Origin of the sequence: Caminicella sporogenes DSM 14501, assembly GCF_900142285.1 — a bacterium.
In the GTDB taxonomy this organism is placed as follows: Bacteria; Bacillota; Clostridia; order Peptostreptococcales; family Caminicellaceae; genus Caminicella; species Caminicella sporogenes.
The window spans coordinates 30883-50871 of sequence record NZ_FRAJ01000016.1; the positions used below are offsets into that span (position 1 = coordinate 30883).

Annotated in this window: 22 protein-coding genes; 17 read left to right on the forward strand and 5 right to left on the reverse strand. The window is 27.8% G+C overall.

The features are described 5' to 3' along the window. Positions 1–194, reverse strand: a 194-nt coding sequence (locus BUA90_RS09435) for a helix-turn-helix domain-containing protein (protein ID WP_143146279.1), incomplete at its 3' end; no start/stop codon positions are given. Positions 195–607: 413 nt separating this feature from the next. Between BUA90_RS09435 and BUA90_RS09440 the strand changes: the two genes are divergently transcribed. From BUA90_RS09440 to BUA90_RS09465, 6 genes are all read left to right on the forward strand, one after another. After that, a complete protein-coding gene (locus BUA90_RS09440) occupies positions 608–1360 on the forward strand; it encodes an ABC transporter ATP-binding protein (RefSeq protein WP_072967990.1) in 753 nt (250 codons plus the stop codon). Further along, on the forward strand, positions 1353–2984 hold the full coding sequence (locus BUA90_RS09445) for an ABC transporter permease subunit (RefSeq protein WP_072967992.1): 1632 nt from the start codon (positions 1353–1355) through the stop codon (positions 2982–2984). Before BUA90_RS09440 ends, BUA90_RS09445 begins: the two co-directional genes overlap by 8 nt. A gap of 41 nt (positions 2985–3025) precedes the next feature. Further along, positions 3026–4033, forward strand: a complete 1008-nt coding sequence (locus BUA90_RS09450) for an ABC transporter substrate-binding protein (RefSeq protein WP_072967995.1) — start codon at positions 3026–3028, stop codon at positions 4031–4033. Between the two features lie 82 nt (positions 4034–4115). Further along, entirely contained in the window at positions 4116–5207 is a 1092-nt protein-coding gene (gene phnW, locus BUA90_RS09455) for a 2-aminoethylphosphonate--pyruvate transaminase (RefSeq protein ID WP_072967997.1), read from the forward strand. After that, positions 5207–6019 carry a phosphonoacetaldehyde hydrolase gene (gene phnX / locus BUA90_RS09460; RefSeq protein WP_072967999.1) on the forward strand — a complete coding sequence of 271 codons (813 nt, stop codon included), beginning with the start codon at positions 5207–5209 and terminating at the stop codon, positions 6017–6019. Before phnW ends, phnX begins: the two co-directional genes overlap by 1 nt. Before the next feature lie 518 nt (positions 6020–6537). Next, positions 6538–6750: a hypothetical protein gene (locus BUA90_RS09465; RefSeq protein ID WP_072968001.1), complete on the forward strand. Its 213-nt coding sequence runs from the start codon at positions 6538–6540 to the stop codon at positions 6748–6750. A gap of 27 nt (positions 6751–6777) precedes the next feature. Here the strand turns inward: BUA90_RS09465 and BUA90_RS12855 are convergent, their stop codons facing one another. The 3 genes from BUA90_RS12855 to BUA90_RS09475 form a co-directional block, all read right to left on the reverse strand. Then, entirely contained in the window at positions 6778–6996 is a 219-nt protein-coding gene (locus tag BUA90_RS12855) for a hypothetical protein (protein ID WP_465220311.1), read from the reverse strand. A 364-nt stretch (positions 6997–7360) separates the two neighbouring features. Beyond that, entirely contained in the window at positions 7361–8608 is a 1248-nt protein-coding gene (gene fabF / locus BUA90_RS09470; protein WP_072968011.1) for a beta-ketoacyl-ACP synthase II, read from the reverse strand. A gap of 38 nt (positions 8609–8646) precedes the next feature. Further along, entirely contained in the window at positions 8647–8880 is a 234-nt protein-coding gene (locus BUA90_RS09475) for an acyl carrier protein (RefSeq protein WP_072968012.1), read from the reverse strand. Positions 8881–9044: 164 nt separating this feature from the next. Between BUA90_RS09475 and bioF the strand changes: the two genes are divergently transcribed. From bioF to BUA90_RS09525, 10 genes are all read left to right on the forward strand, one after another. Then, positions 9045–10220 carry an 8-amino-7-oxononanoate synthase gene (bioF, locus tag BUA90_RS09480; protein WP_072968013.1) on the forward strand — a complete coding sequence of 392 codons (1176 nt, stop codon included), beginning with the start codon at positions 9045–9047 and terminating at the stop codon, positions 10218–10220. 4 nt (positions 10221–10224) lie between these two features. Then, on the forward strand, positions 10225–10974 hold the full coding sequence (locus BUA90_RS09485) for an alpha/beta fold hydrolase (protein ID WP_072968014.1): 750 nt from the start codon (positions 10225–10227) through the stop codon (positions 10972–10974). A 1-nt stretch (position 10975) separates the two neighbouring features. Beyond that, entirely contained in the window at positions 10976–11809 is an 834-nt protein-coding gene (bioC, locus tag BUA90_RS09490; protein ID WP_072968015.1) for a malonyl-ACP O-methyltransferase BioC, read from the forward strand. A gap of 172 nt (positions 11810–11981) precedes the next feature. Continuing rightward, entirely contained in the window at positions 11982–13037 is a 1056-nt protein-coding gene (potA, locus tag BUA90_RS09495; protein ID WP_072968016.1) for a spermidine/putrescine ABC transporter ATP-binding protein, read from the forward strand. Beyond that, entirely contained in the window at positions 13027–13848 is an 822-nt protein-coding gene (locus BUA90_RS09500; RefSeq protein ID WP_072968017.1) for an ABC transporter permease, read from the forward strand. The genes potA and BUA90_RS09500 overlap by 11 nt, the downstream gene beginning before the upstream one ends. 65 nt (positions 13849–13913) lie before the next feature. Continuing rightward, positions 13914–14624, forward strand: a complete 711-nt coding sequence (locus tag BUA90_RS09505) for an ABC transporter permease (protein ID WP_094756841.1) — start codon at positions 13914–13916, stop codon at positions 14622–14624. Continuing rightward, positions 14621–15670 carry an ABC transporter substrate-binding protein gene (locus BUA90_RS09510; RefSeq protein ID WP_072968019.1) on the forward strand — a complete coding sequence of 350 codons (1050 nt, stop codon included), beginning with the start codon at positions 14621–14623 and terminating at the stop codon, positions 15668–15670. Before BUA90_RS09505 ends, BUA90_RS09510 begins: the two co-directional genes overlap by 4 nt. Before the next feature lie 176 nt (positions 15671–15846). Then, complete coding sequence (locus BUA90_RS09515) at positions 15847–17121, forward strand: ArsB/NhaD family transporter (protein ID WP_072968021.1); 1275 nt, start codon at positions 15847–15849, stop codon at positions 17119–17121. 53 nt (positions 17122–17174) lie between these two features. After that, entirely contained in the window at positions 17175–17654 is a 480-nt protein-coding gene (locus BUA90_RS09520; protein ID WP_072968023.1) for a hypothetical protein, read from the forward strand. A 35-nt stretch (positions 17655–17689) separates the two neighbouring features. Continuing rightward, a complete protein-coding gene (locus tag BUA90_RS09525) occupies positions 17690–17914 on the forward strand; it encodes a hypothetical protein (protein ID WP_072968025.1) in 225 nt (74 codons plus the stop codon). A 68-nt stretch (positions 17915–17982) separates the two neighbouring features. On the opposite strand, the gene BUA90_RS09530 is transcribed toward BUA90_RS09525, so the two are convergent. Beyond that, positions 17983–19170 (reverse strand): pyridoxal phosphate-dependent aminotransferase, encoded by a 1188-nt coding sequence (locus tag BUA90_RS09530; protein WP_072968027.1) that lies wholly within the window; start codon positions 19168–19170, stop codon positions 17983–17985. 305 nt (positions 19171–19475) lie between these two features. Here BUA90_RS09530 and BUA90_RS09535 point away from each other — a divergent pair, with 305 nt between their 5' ends. After that, positions 19476–19958: an endolytic transglycosylase MltG gene (locus BUA90_RS09535; RefSeq protein WP_072968029.1), complete on the forward strand. Its 483-nt coding sequence runs from the start codon at positions 19476–19478 to the stop codon at positions 19956–19958. The last annotated feature ends 31 nt before the right edge of the window (positions 19959–19989 follow it).

The window sequence follows — 19989 nt, forward strand, 5'->3', positions numbered from 1 at the left end:
TCATTTTCTTCTTGGCTTCTATTGTCCTTTGCTTTAAAGGAGCCTGATGTTGTATAGTCTTTAACCCACTTATTCACAGTCGATCTAGCAATGTTATATTCTTTTACTATTTCACTTGGACTTTTGCCACCCTTGATTAATTTAACTATCTGCTTTTTAAATTCTTCTTTGTATCTTTTTGGCCTATTAGACATGATTAACCTCCAAATTAAGTTTATTTATTATATCATGTCTGTGTTTTTTCTGTCTAATTAAGTGTAACCTATCCATATTTATAATTTATATAACATAAACATAGTTTTTACTTCTGTATTATTTATTTTGTTTGTTTTTATAATTTTTGTTTAACACAAAGAAAGTAAAAATTTATGTTATTTTTATTTTTTGTAGTTAAAATTAATTTATATAGATATATCCAAAGATTACAAACAAATATAATTATATTACATTTTAAATACATCAAATTAATTTTTGAAAATGTGTGAACTATAAGTAATTAATGATGATTTACTTATTTTTAACATTTGCATAATGTGTTTTTAACAGAAGAGGTATATTTTTAATAGTGTCATCAAATAAAATTAGATTTTAATTGGAGGTGAATAGTTTGCTCGAGTTAAGAGATATAAAAAAACAATTTGAAGGGAAGATGATTTTAGATGGAATAAATTTGAAGATGCAAAGAGGCGAAATTGTTTCAGTATTAGGACCTAGTGGAAGCGGAAAAACTACACTTTTAAACATAATATTAGGGCTTGTACCTATGGACAGTGGTAGTGTAATATTTGACGGTGTGGATGTAAGTAATATTCCTATGAAAGACAGGGGATTTAACATAGTTTTTCAAGATTATGCTCTTTTCCCAAATCTAAATGCTTATCAAAACATAATATATGGACTTAAGAATAGATCTAATCTTATAAGTAAGGAAGAAGTTAAGGAGATAATAGATTTTTTAGAGCTTTCATTTCATCTTACAAAGAGAATAGACCAACTTTCAGGAGGACAAAAACAAAGGGTAGCACTTGCAAGGACTCTTGTTACAAAACCTAAAGTTTTGCTTTTAGATGAACCTTTAAGTGCACTTGATGGAGTGATAAAGGAAACAATAAAAGAGAAAATAAAAGAAATAACAAAGCAGTATAACCTTATAACTATAATAGTAACTCATGATCCTGAAGAAGCACTTACTATGTCTGACAAAGTACTTATAATAAACAAAGGGAAAATATCACAGTATGCAAGACCTAAAGATGTTATAAATAGGCCTGCAAATAATTTTGTCGAAGAGTTTATATTACATCAACTTAAAGTGAAAAAAGAAAATATATATAATCTATTTGGAGAGTGTTATGCATAAGGTAAAAAAAGAAATATGGATTATATTTATAGTACTTTCGATATTCTTTTTGCTATTTCTTTTTATTCCTCTTGTTATGCTTTTTCTGCGTTCGTTTAGGATAGAAAAGGGGTTTGGGTTCTCAAATTACATTTCAATAATAAGAGAAAAAGAAGTAATACTTGCAATATTAAACAGTATAAAAATTTCGTTTACTACGGCCATCATAACAACTATTTTAGCATTTATTATGGCTTATACTGTAAATTGCACTAACATATCCAAAAGAGTAAAACAAATTCTAAACGTAGGAATATTAGTTCCAATGTTTTTTCCGACAATAACTTATGGATTTGCTATAATATATTCATTTGGAAAACAAGGACTTTTGACGAAGTTTTTTGGGAAAGAATTTATCCATATTTATGGATTTAAAGGTCTTTTAATAGGATATGTGATATACACTTTGCCAATGGTGTTTTTGCTTATAAATAACTCATTTGAATATATAGATAAAAGATTTATAATTATTTCGAAATTAATGGGAGATAAAACTATCAGAAGTTTTATAAATACGGTTTTTCGACCGCTTATAGGAACAATAGGAGGAGCTTTTGTACTTTCTTTCATACTCAGTTTTACGGATTTTGGCATACCTGCATCTGTAGGTGGAACATATAGTGTTATGGCAACATATCTTTATCAAACAATGATAGGGTCGATACCAGATTTTGATACAGGGGCGGTACTAGCAGTTTTAATGCTATTTCCTGCAGGGTTTGGAATAATATTTTTAAATTATCTTGAAAGATTTAATTTCTACTATGACAAAATAGTAAGAACAGATTTACCACAAAACAGGTGGAGAAATTTATTATTATCTATATTTTCAATATCAATTGTAGTATGCATTATGTCGATATTCGTTGTGATATTTATAGTACCTTTTGTAAAAAATTATCCTTACGATATGTCATTGAATGTGAAATTTTTTATATCAACTTTTTTTTCAAAAGATGTATTAACTGTATATAAAAACTCACTCTTTGTATCAGCATTTTCTGCGATAATAGGAACTTTCATTTCATATAGTGCAGCGATACTTAATACTCGTACGAATATAAAGAAAAAATTAAAAACAAGTATAGATATTGTTTCAATGATAACAAATGCAGTACCTGGGATGGTATTAGGAATTTCATATTTGTTTTTTTTTAATAAGAGTATTTTCAAGGGGACATTTATGATAATAATAGTTTGTAATACAATTCATTTTTTTACGACTCCTTATCTTATGGCAAAAAATTCCTTTGTAAAAATGAATCCCGTATGGGAAATTACAGGAGAGCTTATGGGTGATACATGGATTAAGACAATAGTAAAGATAATAATACCTAATTCAATGTCAACTATTGTAGAGATGATATCTTATTTTTTTATAAATTCAATGAATACAATAAGCGCTATAATATTTTTAGTAACTGCAAGAACATCTGTAATTACAAGCAAGATAAAAGAATTTCAGCATTATGCTAACTTTAATGAAATATTTGTACTCTCAATATTTATATTTGGAACAAATATAATGTTTAAAATAATAAATTCTATTTTAGAAAAAAAGTTTTTTGTCTATAAAAAGATTTAAATTTTATATATCAAAATTTTTATACAAGGGGGCTAATTAAGATGGAAAGAAGGTTAAAGAGTATAATTATTTTTATGCTTATGTTCTTAACGTTCTTAACTTTTGTGGTATTTGTAGGATGTACAAATGAAAGTAAAAAGCAAGTAGTAATATATACTAATGCAGATGAAGAAGCTATAGAAGTTATGAAGAATGTTCTAGATAATGAAGGATATGAGGGTAAATATATACTTAAGTCTTTTGGCACATCCGAACTTGGAGGGAAACTTATGGCAGAGGGAAGTGCAATTGAAGCTGATCTTATAACAATGAGTTCATATTTTATAGAAAGTGCTCAAAAGCAACATAATATGTTTGAACAACTGCAATTTGATACAGGAGCACTCAGAAAATATCCTTCATATTATACTCCAATACTTGCAAATACAGGCTCTATATTTGTTAATACACAGGTTATAAATGAAAAGAGTCTTTCTATGCCAAAATCGATAAAGGATTTAACAAGAAAAGAATATAGAAGACTTGTTTCAATTCCGAATATAATGGATTCTTCGACAGGATGGCTTCTTATTCAAGCTATTATAAGTGAATATGGAGAAAGTGAAGGAATAGAGATTATGAAAGCATTAATTCAAAATTGTGGACCTCATATTGAAAGTTCAGGTTCAGGACCTATAAAAAAGGTAAGGGTGGGAGAAGTAGCAGTAGGATTTGGGCTTCGACATCAGGCAGTTGCTGATAAAATTGAAGGAAAGCCTATAGAAGTTATAGACCCTGTAGAAGGAAATTTCACACTCACAGAGTCGGTTGCAGTTGTAAAAAAGGATGATAAAGAAATATCAAAACTTGCAATGGAAATGGCTAAAGTGATAGTTAAAAAGGCGAGAAAAGAACTTATAAATTACTATCCTGTTGCACTTTATAAGGGAGAAATTGTGAACAAAATAAATAAGCCTGCGAATTTTAAAGTGTTTAAAGAACCTCTTACAGTAGATCTTCTGAAAGTTCACCAAAACTTTTTCAAATCAGCAGTACAAGCCGTACGATAATGTAAATGAATACAACTTTTATATAATTTAACGGAAAAACAATGTTTAGAAATTTAAATTAAATATTAGGAGATGGTTAAAGGTGAAAGTCTGTAAACTTTTAACTCCAGGGCCACTTACAACATCGGAAACTGTAAAGGCTCAAATGCTTATAGATAGATGTACATGGGATGAAGAATATAAGAGCATGACACAAAAAATAAGACATCAGCTTTTAAAAGTGGCTAAGGCTTCAGAAGAACTTTATACAGTTATTTTAATGCAGGGGAGTGGGACTTTTGGGGTCGAAGCTGTCTTAGGTACAGAACTTAAGAGTGAAGATAAATGTCTTATAGTCATAAATGGTGCATATGGTAAAAGAATGGCAAAAATAGCAGAATGTTTGGGGATAAATTATGATGTATATAAAGTTAATTATAAAACCATTCCAGATGTGGAAAATATAAGAAATATCATTCAGAGAGATAAACAGATAAGCCATATAGCCATGGTTCATTGTGAAACGACTACTGGAATACTTAATCCAATTGAGGAAATCGCAGGATTGTGCAAAGAATATAGAAAGACATTTATACTAGATGCAATGAGTAGTTTTGGAGGAGTGCCTATAGACGTTGAAAATTTAGGAATAGATTATCTTGTAAGTAGTGCAAATAAATGTATACAAGGTGTACCTGGTTTTTCATTTGTAATTGCAAAAAAAGAAAAACTGTCTGCATGTAAGGGTAATTCGAAGAGCCTTTCTCTTGATCTTTATGATCAATGGAAAAATATGGAAAAAGATGGGAAATGGAGATTTACATCGCCTACACATGCTGTAGCGGCATTTTCAATGGCACTGGATGAACTTGAAAGAGAAGGTGGAGTTCAAAAAAGATATGAGCGTTATAAAAAAAATAATAAACTTTTAAGAAAACGACTTGAAGATATAGGTATAAATGCATATATATGTAAAGAGTTTCAATCCCCTATAATAACGACTTTTCTTTTTCCTTATAAAGGATTTGATTTTGAGAAATTTTATAACTATATAAAGGAAAGAGGTTTTATACTTTATCCAGGGAAACTTACATATGAGGATACATTTAGGATAGGTAATATAGGGGAAGTATATGAAAAAGATATTAAAAAACTTTGTGATATAATACAAGAATATATAAGGAGGAGCAGATAGTGAAAAGAGTAGAAGGGGTAATATTTGACTGGGCAGGAACGACTGTAGATTTTGGTTGTATTGCACCTATAAATGCATTTATTGAAATATTTAAAATGGTTGGAATAGATATTACTCTTGAAGAAGCAAGGGAACCAATGGGAATGCTTAAAAGAGATCATATAAAGACAATACTTCAAATGCCCAGAATAAGTAAATTATGGGAGAAAAAATATGGCAAATCATTTGACGAAAAAGATATAAATAAATTATATTCAAAATTTGAAAAGATATTAATGGAATCACTTTCGCAATATACAGATCCCATTCCTTATGTACTAGAGACTGTAGAGTTTCTAAGAGAACAAGGGATTAAGATAGGTTCTACAACAGGATATACGAACAATATGATGAAGATAGTAGTCAAAGGAGCAAAAGACAAAGGATACAGTCCGGATTTTTGGGTGACTCCTGATACTACAAAATCGTACGGTAGACCTTATCCTTATATGATATTTAGAAATATGGAGGCTTTAGGACTTTTGACTACTTGGAAGGTAGTAAAAGTTGGAGATACTGTTGCAGATATAAAAGAGGGAGTTAATTCAGGCGTTTGGTCTGTGGGAGTGGCAGTTGGAAGTTCACAGATGGGAGTTAACATTGAGCAGTTTAATTCTCTTTCTAAAGAAGATAAAATGAATATGGTGCAAAAAGTCAAAGAAGTTTTTCTGAAAGCTGGTGCAGATTTTGTAGTGGAGAATATGAGTGAACTTCCTATGCTTATAGAAAAAATAAACATACTAATAGGAGAAGGGAAAAGACCTGGGATATAATTTAATATTGTTTGTATTATAAAAAAATTGACTTAAGTGAAAATAAAAATTCCTTTCTGACAAGAATCAATAAATAAAGGTAAATCTGGAAATGAGTTTTTAAATGAATATATAAAAAAGAATTAAAAATGATTAATGAGGATAATCTAAATATAGTATAGGATTTTCATTTATTTTTTAAAAGTCTTTTTAAGCATGCACTTCAAAAGAAATAATTGAAACAGAATAGGGTGTTTAAAACTTTTTGATAACAAATATATTTTTGTTTCAAAAAAATTTTTTAAAATAAATATTCTTTTTAAAATTTATAATTTGATGTAAAAATAGATTTGAATTATGAAATATATGAAATTATGCTATGGAAATAAAATATTAAATGAATATCAATAATTTAACTTTAGTTCTACAAAATAAAAAGTTAAAATTGGTAGATTTATCAAAAAATAAATATGGCATATCACTATACCTTCGTGTTATATATAAGTTATCACACAAATACATAAACGGAGGCTAGTAATATGCCGGTTACATCTACTATTTTAAACTTAAACCCTAAACTTTACAACTATTTAAATGATGTAAATTATGGAATGAGCAAACTACAATTTAATCATTTGTCCAGCATTATTAATGGTTTAATAAATATAAAAGGAAATAAAACTATCTCCAAAATTGCCGAAGAAGGTATTGTATCAGCTAAAGATAAAAGTTGGATTATCAACCCTTTTTAGGACACTTTTTTGTCAGACATTAGTATTCTATACTCCACAGGTGTAAGATAATTTAATGCTCTGTGCAGTTAATAAGTCATCTATAATCTTATTTTTAAATTCATTATCCTTATCAGTATGTAATATTTCAATTTCTTCTAGTGGTCTTTCAATCTTTGTAAATGTTTTGTAAACAAGGTTTGCATCTTTATTTTTATCAGCAGCATAACCAATAATTTTACGATTATATAAGTCTAATAATATTATATAATTTCATTTATATTAACGAGTCTGTAAGTAATTATGTATCTAAAGGAAATTTAACTCCTAACTGACAAGAGATAAATGATAAGAAAATAGATATGTAATTTTCTATCTTATTAATATATTTGCCAAAATTTTACGGTTATATACATAAAATCGTATAATTTTGGCAATAATCTTTTATAATGGAATATTTATGCCTATATAGTATTTCTAAAGGCTCTAGATTAATACATAAAGATTAATATAAAGTTTAGTTTATAAAACTAAAATTATATATAAGGCTTTATTCTTCCTTCAAAGAAGACCATTAGTTGTTCCATAACAATATCTTAGTTCTTGTAGTGTCTACTCCATTTTTTTAGATTTAATAATTATTATTTTCCCATTTTTTAAATATGATTGAAGCGTTATGTCCACCAAATCCAAATGAATTTGATAAAATATAACTAAGGTTTACATTTCGTCCATTATTTACTACATAATCAAGGTCACATTCTTTATCTTTAACTTTATATCCAATAGTAGCATGAATATGGTTATCTTCTAAAGATTTTATACATGCTATAGCTTCTACAGCTCCTGATGCTCCTAATAAATGGCCAATCATAGATTTAGTTGAGCTTATAGGAATTTTATAAGCATAATCTTTGAATACCATTTTAATGGCTTTTGTTTCCAACTTGTCATTATAAGGAGTTGAAGTTCCATGTGCATTGATATAAGAAATGTCTTTAGGGTTTATATTTGCATCTTTTATTGCTAACTCCATTGCTTTTGCTTTACTTTCACTATCAGGAGTGGGAGCAGTTAGATGATAAGCATCACATGTAAAACCATATCCAACTACTTCACCATATATTTTTGCATTTCTTTTCAGTGCATGTTCAAGTTCTTCTAATATTAAAATTCCAGTACCTTCTCCCATAACAAAACCATCTCTTTCTTTATCAAAAGGTATAGAAGCACGTTTAGGATTATTTTTTAAAGATAAAGCATTAAGATTAGTAAAACCAGCTAACATAAGAGGCGTTATACAAGCTTCGCTAGCTCCAGAAATAACAATATCTGCATAACCGTATTGAATAGCTCTAAAAGCTTCACCGATTGCATTAGTTCCTGCAGCACAGGCAGTTACAATTGTATTTGATATTCCTTTTGCATTAAAATTTATTGCAATATTTCCTGTTAAGATATTTGGTAAAGATTTAGGAATCAATAGGGGAGAAACCATATTCATTCCACCATCTAATAATTTTGCAGTTTCTTCTACAATTGTAATGATGCCGCCTACTCCATTTCCAATAGATACTCCCAATCTTTCATTATCAAAATTTGCTTTATCTAATTCTGCATCATGGTAAGCTTCAATTGCTGCAATTATTCCTAATTGAGAAAAACGGTCTAATCTATTTATCTGTTTTCTACTAAAAAAATTATGCGGGTCAAAATTTTTTACTTCTGCTGCTATTTTTACTTTAGAGTTTTCTACATCAAAGGATTTAATAAAATCAATACCGCATAATCCGTTTTTAGTATTATTCCAAAATTCATTTACAGTATTTCCTATAGGGGTAACAGCTCCAAGACCTGTAACTACAACTCTTCTTTTCATAAATACCTCCATGAGAATTAAAAAAGTATAAAATAAGTTTACAAGTTGAGTTTACTTTCGATATTTCTAACAATATCTTCAACTGTTTTAAATTCTGCAATTTCTTCATTCTCAATATTAATTTTAAATTTGTTTTCTAAAGCAATAATAATTTGAGATATATCTAAAGAATCAGCATCTAACTCATCATATAAATGACTTTTTAATAAAATCTCATCTTCAGGAATTCCCATTACATCAATAATTAGATTTTTTACATTTTCAAATATCATTATTACTACCTCCGTTTTTTTATAATAGAGAATACAATATTATATTATATATTTTTTTGAAAAATGTAAACTAATTTTTAAAAATAAGTTGACAATTATATCTTATTGATATATTTTTATAGTGAAATGCTTTTAATTTTAATATAAAAAATAGAGGAATAATTATGGAAAATATTTTTAATAGTATGCTATCTTCTTTGAAAGAAAAAGGATTATATAGAGGAGATTTTAAATATTTAAATTCAGAGCAGGCTTCTAAAGTGAAGATTAATAATAAAGAAGTTATTTTATTAGGTTCAAATAATTATTTAGGACTTTGTAATGATATTCGTTTGAAAGAAGCTGTTATAGATACAGTAAATAAATATGGATTTGGTTCTGGGGGCTCACGATTAACGACAGGGTCTTATGATTTACACAGGAAGTTAGAAGAAAAAATTGCTCATTTTAAAGGGGTAGAAGCTAGTTTGGTTTTTAGTACTGGCTATATGGCAAATGTAGGGATAATCTCATCTCTTTGTGATAGAAAATGGGTTATTTTTTCAGATAGAAGTAATCATGCTAGTATTATTGATGGCTGTTTACTAAGTGGTGCAAAACTTGTTAGATATAAACATTGTGATATGGATGACCTTGAGCGAAAAATACGAGAAAATAAAGGTAAATATAATTTGATTGTAACAGATGGGGTTTTTAGCATGGATGGAGATGTAGCACCATTACCCAATATTATAAAACTGGCAAAAAAGTATGAAATAGTTACAATGGTTGATGATGCTCATGGAGTGGGTATTCTAGGAGAAAACGGTTCAGGTACTGCAAAATATTTTAAGCTTAGTGACCAGATAGATATACAAATGGGAACATTGAGTAAAGCTATAGGTTCTATTGGAGGATATGTGGCAGGAAAGAAATATTTTATTGATTATTTTAGAAATATTGCTAGAAGTTTTATTTTTTCAACAGCATTGCCTCCAGCAGCTATTGCAGCATCTATTAAAGCTATTGAAATTATTGAAAAAGACAAATTTAGAAGAAAACATCTCTTAAAAATGGCTGATTGGTTTAAAAATAAACTTATTGAGGCAGGATTTCAGGTTACAAGAACTATTACACCTATCATACCGGTGATTGTAGGAGATTCAAAAAATACAGTGAAGCTTAGTGAAAGTTTATTAGAGGAAGGAATTTATGTACCAGCTATAAGACCGCCTACAGTACCAAGTGGAACTAGCAGGTTGAGAATTTCATTGATGGCTACTCATACTTATGATGATTTGAGATATGTAATAGATGTAATTAAATTTCATGGAAAAAGGTTAGGGATTATTGAAGGATGATTTTATGAAAAACTATTTAATAATATTATCAGGTTGGGCAGTTCATCAGTTTGTATGGATACCCATTTGTAATTTGTTAAAAGAAGATTATGAAATAATTATTATAGATTGGAATGATGTTGTTCTATTAAATGGATTTAAACAAAAAGTTATTACTGTTCTAAAAGAAAGGAATATCTGTAAGTTTTCAATTTTAGGGTGGTCTTTAGGTTCTTTGGTAGCGATAGAAGTAGCAACTAGTTGTTCTTTTCAGATTGATAAAATGATTTTGATTAGTGGTACAAGTAAATTTGTGCAAAATCAAGCAGATAACTACAATATTGGATGGCACAGAAAAATTCTCGATAGAATGATTTATATGTTAAAAAAGTATCCTGAAGAAACTTTAAGAAAATTTTATAAAAATCTTTTTAGTAAAGAAGAATTGAAAAATGGTTACTATAATTGTTTTATTGAAAAATCACCTCTTTTTGATAAAAAGGGTTCAATAGAGTCTTTAATTTTAGGATTAAAGTATTTAAGATTTAAAGATTTAAAAGACAAAATTAGTGATTTAAATATGTCAGTATTATTGATACATGGTGATGAAGATATAATTTGTCCTATTGAGGCTTCTGAATATATAAAGATTAATTTAAATAAATCATCTAGATTAGTGCCATTTATTAAAACCGGACATATGCCGTTTTATACAAAACCAAATCAATGTTATGAAGTTATTAAAAATTTTATGTTGGATGGAGAGATAATATAATATGATTGATAAAGAAAAACTAAAAAGAAGATTTAGTAGAAATGTTAAGAATTATAATAAATATGCCAATGTACAAAAAAAGATGGGCGATAATCTAATTAATCATATTAAAAATGATAATTTACATATAAAAAAAATATTGGAAATTGGCTGTGGAACAGGTTATCTTACTAAAAAGTTGATAAATAATTTTTCAAGTGCACAAATTACTGCAGTAGATATTGCACCGGGTATGATTGAGTATGTGAAATCCAATATAAAATATAACAATGTAAGTTTTATTTGTGGAGATATTGAAGAAATAGATTTAAGTGGTAAATATGATTTGATTATATCGAATGCAACTTTTCAATGGTTTAATTATTTAGAAAAGACAATTGATAAATTGATTGGATTGCTTAATATAAATGGTATTTTATGTTTTTCAACATTTGGTAAATATACATTTAAAGAGTTGGGCGAAGCTTTTAATAAGGCAAAGAATATACTAAAAGTAAGTGAGAAAGTTTCGCCTAGTCAATCCTTTTATTCTTCAAAAGAGCTGTTTGATATATGTAACAATATAAATAGAAATAATTTAAAAGATATAGAGATTGATTTATTAGAAACTTATGAATATGAATATTTTAACTGTTGTACAGATTTTTTGTATTCAGTAAAAAAAATAGGTGCTAATAATAGTCAAAGAGGAAGAAACATAACTACTCCTGATTTTATAAAAAAAGTTATTGATATTTATGATAGAGATTATCAAAAAAATGGTAAAGTTGTAGCAACTTATCATATATTATACGTATATATAAAGCTTATTCATGACTATAAAGCAAATATTTGATAAAATGATAAAAGGGTAGAGATTTCATTTTAAAATCTCTGCCTTTTTTATTGACAAAAGGTATAAAAATTATTATAATTCATCTGAACGTGTTTAGTTAATCTAAACAAAAAGTTTAGTATTAGTGAGAAAATCACATGATATAGAAAAAACTAGTATAGGAGGAAGATAATTGAAGGTGAATATACTTGAATTAATTAATGTCTATAAAGATTATGAAGGACACAGAGCTTTAAGTAACATAAATTTGTATGTGCGAAAAAATGAATTCATAACATTACTTGGACCAAGTGGCTGTGGAAAGACTACAACGCTTAGACTTATTGCAGGTTTTGAACATCCTACATCTGGAGAAATTTTATTTGAAGGAAAGAACATAGCAGATCTTCCGCCTTATAAAAGAAAAGTAAATACAGTATTTCAAAAATATGCTCTTTTTCCCCATTTGAATATTTATGAAAATATTGCTTTTGGATTAAAAATAAAGAAAATGGACAAAAAAGTTATAGATAAAAAAGTAAAAGAAATATTATCTTTAGTAAATTTACAAGGTTTTGAAAAGAGGTCAGTAGATTCTTTAAGTGGAGGACAGCAGCAGAGAATTGCTATTGCAAGGGCTTTAGTTAATGAACCGGAGGTACTTTTATTAGACGAGCCTTTAGGAGCACTTGATTTGAAGCTTAGAAAAGAAATGCAGATTGAACTTAAAAAAATGCAGCAAAAATTAGGGATAACATTTGTTTTTGTTACTCATGATCAAGAAGAAGCACTTACTATGTCTGATACTATAGTAGTTATGAAAGATGGAGAAATACAGCAAATAGGTACTCCTGAAGATATATATAATGAACCTAAAAACGCATTTGTTGCAGAGTTTATTGGTGAAAGTACTATAATCGATGGGATTATGCATGAAGATTATTTAGTTGAATTTGCAGGTAAAAAATTTAAATGTCTAGATAGTGGTTTTGCTAAAAATGAAGCAGTAGATGTAGTTATTCGTCCTGAAGACATTAAAGTAGTAGATGTAAAAGAAGGAATGTTGATAGGATTAGTTAAATCTGTAATATTTAAAGGAGTTCATTATGAGATTATAGTAGCTACAAATACTAATACTTTTAAGATACATAGTACTAAAATGGCACCGATAGGAGAAAGAGTAGGTCTTATAATAGAACCAAATGATATTCATATCATGAAAAAGGAGAGGGGTAGAGTTGAAGGATAAATTACTTGCATATCCTTATATAGTTTGGATGGGATTGTTTATAGTAGTTCCTATATTTTTAGTATTATATTTTAGTTTAGTAACTAATGGAACTTCTGAATTAACTTTTACATTAGACCATTTTAAACGTTTTTTTGACCCATTATATATTGGAGTGTTAGTTCATTCGATAAATTTAGCTTTTATAAGTACGGTAATATGCCTTGTTTTAGGGTATCCTATGGCATTTATTATATCAAAGGTTTCTATGCGTTTTAGAAATGTAATGGTTTTATTTTTTGTTATTCCCATGTGGATGAATTTTTTACTTAGAACTTATGCTTGGATGACACTTTTAGAACGTAATGGACTTATAAATAAATTTTTGAGATTTTTACATTTTCCAGAAGTTAATATTATGTATACTAGTGGAGCAGTGATATTGGGGATGGTATACAATTTTCTTCCATTTATGGTACTTCCTATATATTCAGTTCTCGTAAAGATTGATAAAAATTTAATAGAAACAGCACAAGATTTAGGTGCTAATGAATTTAAAGTATTTTTAAAAGTTATACTGCCTTTGAGTTTACCCGGAGTAATATCTGGTATAATAATGGTTTTTATGCCGGCTATTACGACCTTTGTAATTTCACGATTGCTTGGTGGAGGACAGTTTACATTAATAGGAAATTTAATAGAACAGCAGTTTTTGGGAGTTTATGATTGGAATTTTGGTTCAGCTATATCTATAATTATGATGTTAATTATACTACTAAGTATGGTGATTTTAGGTAAATACAGTAAAGAGGAGGGAGTAGGACTTTGGTAAAAGTAGTTAAAAGATTATATACATTTTTAATATATCTGTTTTTGTATGCTCCTATCCTTATACTTATGTTTTTTTCATTTAATAAATCACGTTTTCGTGGAAATTGGGGAGGATTTACATTAAAATGGTATAAGGCATTATTTCAAGATGCTCAAATAATGTCTTCGCTTTATTATACTATTTCTATAGCTATAATTTCTTCAATAGTAGCTACTGTAATAGGAACTGCTGCTGCAATAGGTATATATAAAATGGATAGAAAGATGAAAAATTTAATTTTAAATTTGACTTATATACCTGTACTTAATGCTGATATAGTTACAGGAGTATCTTTAATGATTTTGTTTATTTTTATCAAGTTGCCATTAGGTTTTTTGAGCCTACTTATTGCACATATTACATTTAATATTCCGTATGTAATTTTGTCAGTACTTCCTAAGTTAAGGCAGTTAGATAATAATATATATGAAGCAGCTTTAGATTTAGGAGCTACTCCGGGATATGCTATGAGAAAAGTGATATTGCCTGAAATTATGCCTGGAATCATAACGGGAGCACTTTTATCTTTTACTCTTTCAATAGATGATTTTGTTATAAGTTTTTTCACAACGGGTTCAGGAGTATCAAACCTATCAATTACTATTTATTCTATGGCGAGAAGGGGCATAAACCCTAAAATAAATGCTTTATCAACACTTATGTTTATAGCAGTTTTATCTTTGCTTTTTGTTATCAATATGAGATGGAATAAAAATGAAAAGGAGAGTGTTCAATGAGAGGAATAATGAGAAAAGTATTTGCTATTTCTATGATTGTTTTAATACTTGCTTCTATTACTGGTTGTCAAAAAGAAAACAAAGTTACTTTAAATGTTTATAATTGGGGAGATTATATTGATGAATCAGTTATAAAAGAATTTGAAAAAAAATATGGTATAAAAGTAAATTATGAGATGTTTGATACAAATGAAGCTATGTATGCAAAGATAAAATCAGGTGGAGTAAATTATGATGTTGCTTTTCCTTCAGATTATATGATTAGTAAGATGATTAAGGAAGATATGCTTTATAAAATAGATTTTAACAATATTCCAAATTATAAATATATAGATGAAAGATTTAAAAATTTAGAATATGACCCAAATAGTGAGTATTCTGTACCATATATGTGGGGGACTGTAGGAATTTTATATAATAAAAAAATGGTAAAAGATAAAGTAGATAGTTGGAATATATTGTGGGATGAAAAGTATAAAAAACAAATTATTATGCAGGATAGTCAAAGAGAAACTATAGGGGTAGCACTACAAAAGTTAGGTTATTCTGTGAATACCAAAAATATAAAGGAGTTAGAAGAAGCTAAAAGAGAACTAATAAAGCAAAAACCTTTAGTTTTAGCATATGTAGTTGATGAAGTAAAAGATAAAATGGTAAGTGGAGAAGCTGCATTAGCTGTGGTATGGGCTGGAGATGCAGTTGCTATGAAAGAGGAAAATCCAGATTTAGAATTTGTGGTGCCAAAAGAAGGAAGTAACTTTTTTGTCGATGCTATGGTAATTCCAAAGACTTCAAAGCATAAAAAAGAAGCTGAGATGTTTATAAACTTTATGTGTGAACCTGAGATAGCCTTTAAAAATACTGATTATATTAAATATTCTACTCCACATACAGAAGCAAGAAAAATGTTAGACCCAAAAGTAGCAAATGACCCAGTTGCTTATCCAAGTGATGAAGTTCTTAAGAGATGTGAAGTATATAAAGATTTAAGTGATATAGCTAAAGAATATGATCGCATTTGGACTGAAATAAAAGCTGCAAAATAAGTATAAAGAAGAACTCTTTTCATAAAATATAGAAGAAAAGAGTTCTTCTTTTGTTTTTTAAATATCGTTTACAAAAAAATTTTAATACTTATAAAAAAATTTAAACTTGACAAGACAAAAAAAAAGAGTAATGTAATAATGTAAAATAATAAAATTTTATAGGAGATGAGGAAAATATGCTTCACAATCATTTACTAGTAGCTACAATTATATTTGTTATGACTTATACTGCTATAATATCGGAAAAGATTAACAGGACAGCAGTAGCATTATTTGGTGCAGTTTTAATAGTTGTATTTCAAGTTCTGCCACAAGAAGATGCTTTTAAAACGATTGATTTTAACACAATAGGATTACTTATAGGAATGATGATAGTTGTAAACATATTGAAACGTACAGGTGTTTTTCAGTATATTGCTATAAAAACGGCAAAGATTGCGAAGGGCGACCCTTTGAAAATAATGATATACTTTTCTGCTATAACTGCACTATCTTCAGCTTTTTTGCCTAATGTTACAATTATTTTATTAATTGTTCCAGTTACTTTTGTTATAACAGATACATTAAAGATAAATCCTATTCCTTTTCTTATAACAGAAGTTTTAGCGGCTAATATAGGAGGTACAGCTACATTAATAGGAGACCCACCAAATACTATGATTGGTGGTGCAACTAAACTTGGATTTATGGATTTTTTAATTAATTTAGGACCGATAGTTTTAGTTATACTTGTAGTTACATTAATTATATTGAAAATAGTATATAGAAAGTATTTAAGAGTTGATGATAATAATAAACAAAAAATTCTTGATTTAGATGAAACAAAAACTATTAAGGATAAAAAATTATTGATAAAGAGTTTAATTGTTTTGGGAATTACTATTTTAGGTTTTACAACACATCAAATTATAGGGCTTGAATCTGCTACAGTAGCATTATTTGGTGGAGTACTTTTATTATTGGTTAGTAAGGTTGAACCTGAAGAAATATTATTAGAAATTGAGTGGACTAATATACTTTTCTTTATAGGATTATTTGTACTTGTAGGAGCATTAGAAGAAGTTGGGGCAATAGAATTTCTTGCAAAGAAAATGATACAATTTACAAATGGTAATTTGTTTATGACAGTTATGTTTGTATTGTGGCTTTCAGCTTTAGCGTCTTCATTTTTAGATAATATTCCTTTTGTTGCAACTATGATACCGCTTATAAAAGATTTAGCAGTAATTTCTACAATGAATATACAGCCTCTATGGTGGGCATTAGCTTTAGGAGCATGTCTTGGTGGAAATGGAACACTTATAGGAGCATCTCCAAATGTTATTGTAGGAAGTATGCTCAATAAAAAGGGATATAAATTAACTTTTACAGATTTCATGAAAATAGGATTTCCAATTATGATTGTATCAATAATTATTTCTATGGTATACTTAATTGTATTTTATATATAATTTTAGATAAAAATATTTTTAATTAAATTTATTATAAAAATGGGGTGTTGATATTGAGGAAATATATATACATGGAAGCTAGTCAGCATGATATGAAATTAATTCAAATGGGGGCAAAAGTAGAACAAATAAGTAGTAAAATGTGTTATGTAAAGTTTACAATAGATGACATTGAAGTGGCATATGTATATAATATTAATAAAAAGGGAAGATATTTTTTAGAACGTATAAAGCCTTATCCAATACCATTAAAAGAATTTGAAAAAGAAGAAGATGTTATTAAAATTATAGATATAGATGTTAGACAATTTAAAAACGCTGCAAAAAGTAAGAATATGGAAAATTTTATCAAGATTAATAAAGAGCTTAATAAGACTATAAAAGAATTTGAAGATTTATTTCTTTATTATAATGTGCCTAAAATTGAAATAGAAATAATTATGGACAAAATAAAGGAAATACATGAAGAAATTTATAAAACGCAAAAAATGTCTGAAAGAGTATTTTTTGATAAAGAACCTGATAATTTATAGTGATTTTACATTTGATAAGGGGAGGGGGCAGCTAGATGAAAAGATATTTAAAAACAATATTAAATTATCTTTTTATTTTATTAGCATTTTCAGCTGTTATATTATCTACGAATTATGTAATGAAAACATATGCTTGTAATGAACCGGCAGTAAAAATCAAAAATTCAGCCGATTATTTAACTAAAGAGGAAAAGGAAGAATTGATTGAAGAAGCTGAATTTTGGGGTATACCAAAAGAGTTAATAAGATATATGAATTAATTTTAAAAGTAAATATTATAGGCCATCCTTAAATAGAGAGGATGGCCTATAAAAAATTTTAAAAATGGTTATTTTATAGCTTTTTCAATTCTGTTTAGTCCTTCTTTTATGTTATCAAGAGAAGTTGCATAAGAAAGCCTAATGTAATTGTCTAAGCCAAATCCTGCACCGGGAATTACAGCTACTTTAGCAGTATCTAACAAATATTCAGCAAAATCCATGGAGCTGTTTATTTCAAAACCATTGATAGTAGTTCCAATGATTTTTGATATATTAACCATTACGTAAAATGCACCTTCTGGCATTCTGCAAGATAATTTATCTATTGAATTAATTTTATCAACCATATATTTTCTTCTTTCATTAAATGCATTTGTCATTTCTTTTATAGGACTTTGGTCTCCCTTTAAAGCTTCGATACTTGCGTATTGAGCTATAGTATTAGGATTAGATGTAGCATGACTTTGAATGTTTGTAACGATTTTAGCAATTTCACTGTCAGCAGCTAAATAACCTATTCTCCATCCAGTCATTGCATAAGCTTTAGACATACCATTTATAACGATAGTTAACTTTTTGATTTCATTTCCAAGAGAAGCAATACTTATGTGGTTTCCTTCATAAATTAATTTTTCGTATATTTCATCTGATATTACAAATATATTGTGTTTAACTGCAATTTCGGCAATTTCTTTTAATTCTTCTTTTGTATAAACTGTACCTGTAGGATTATTAGGACTGTTTAAAATAATGGCTTTAGTTTTATTATTAATAGCATTTAATAAACTTTCTTTTTTTAGTTTAAATCCGTTTTCTTCAGAAGTTTTAACAAATACAGGTTTTGCATCTGCCATTTTTACCATTTCTGGATAGCTAACCCAGTATGGTATAGGAATTATTACTTCATCTCCGGGATTACAAATTACTTGAAGTGTATTAAATAAAGAGTGTTTAGCTCCATTTGAAACTACAATATTTTCAGGAGTGTAATCTAAATTATTATCATTTTTTAATTTTTCACAGATCGCTTGTTTGAGATTAGGCAAACCTGCTGAAGCAGTATAACCAGTTAATCCTTTTTCAATTGCATCTATAGCTGCTTTTCTAATATGAGCAGGAGTATTAAAATCAGGTTCACCAGCTCCAAAACTTATAATGTCAATTCCATCTGCTTTCATTTTTTTTGCTTTAGCAGTAATTGCTAATGTTACCGATGGAGATATTGATTTATTTTTTACAGATAAATTGTTATTCATAATCTATCTCCTTTCATTATTATGTATTTATTGTTGATTTAGGTTAAAAAATGTTTTCTTATATCAACATTTTATCAACTAGTTAAAATAATGTACAGTTAACAAATAAAGAGTAATAAAAATATTAGTTTATTATTTTAGATAATTTTTGTTTATTCTTAATTTTATAAATGATGTTACTATTTGTAAATTGTTTTTTATTAATTTTGATGAATTAGAATAATAGACATCTGTGTTTGAATAAAAATATTTTCATATGATATAATTTATTGTGTGATTAAAAAAAATGAGTAAAGGAGATATTTATGAATAAGCAGGGAAAGATATTTACATACATAGGAATGTTTGTTATAGGTATTATCTTGACTATAACTGGACTAATGAATATAGTAAGGCCTGTAGTAAAATATGTAGATTATACAGATGCACAGATAAAGCAAAAAGCTAGGGAATTAGGTATGGTAGAATTAAAGGAAGTTATAGAGATGAATACAGAAAAGATTAATTCTAACAAACAATCAAGTGGCAATGTAGAAAATAAAGATACTTATAAATCAAATAGTAAAAATAATAGCTTTAAAGAATATGTACTTTTTAAGATTTATAAAGGTGAAAGTAGTCAGGATATTATAAATAGGTTATATAAAGAAGGAATTATTGATGATAAAGAAAGTTTTACAAAGTTAGTTGCTAAGAAAAAAGCTGGAAGATATTTAGTATACGGCACTTATAAACTCTATAAAGGAATGGATTATGAAGAAATTATAAAAATACTTACGGGAAAATAATTTGATGAAAGAAAAAATGCCAGTTTTAAGA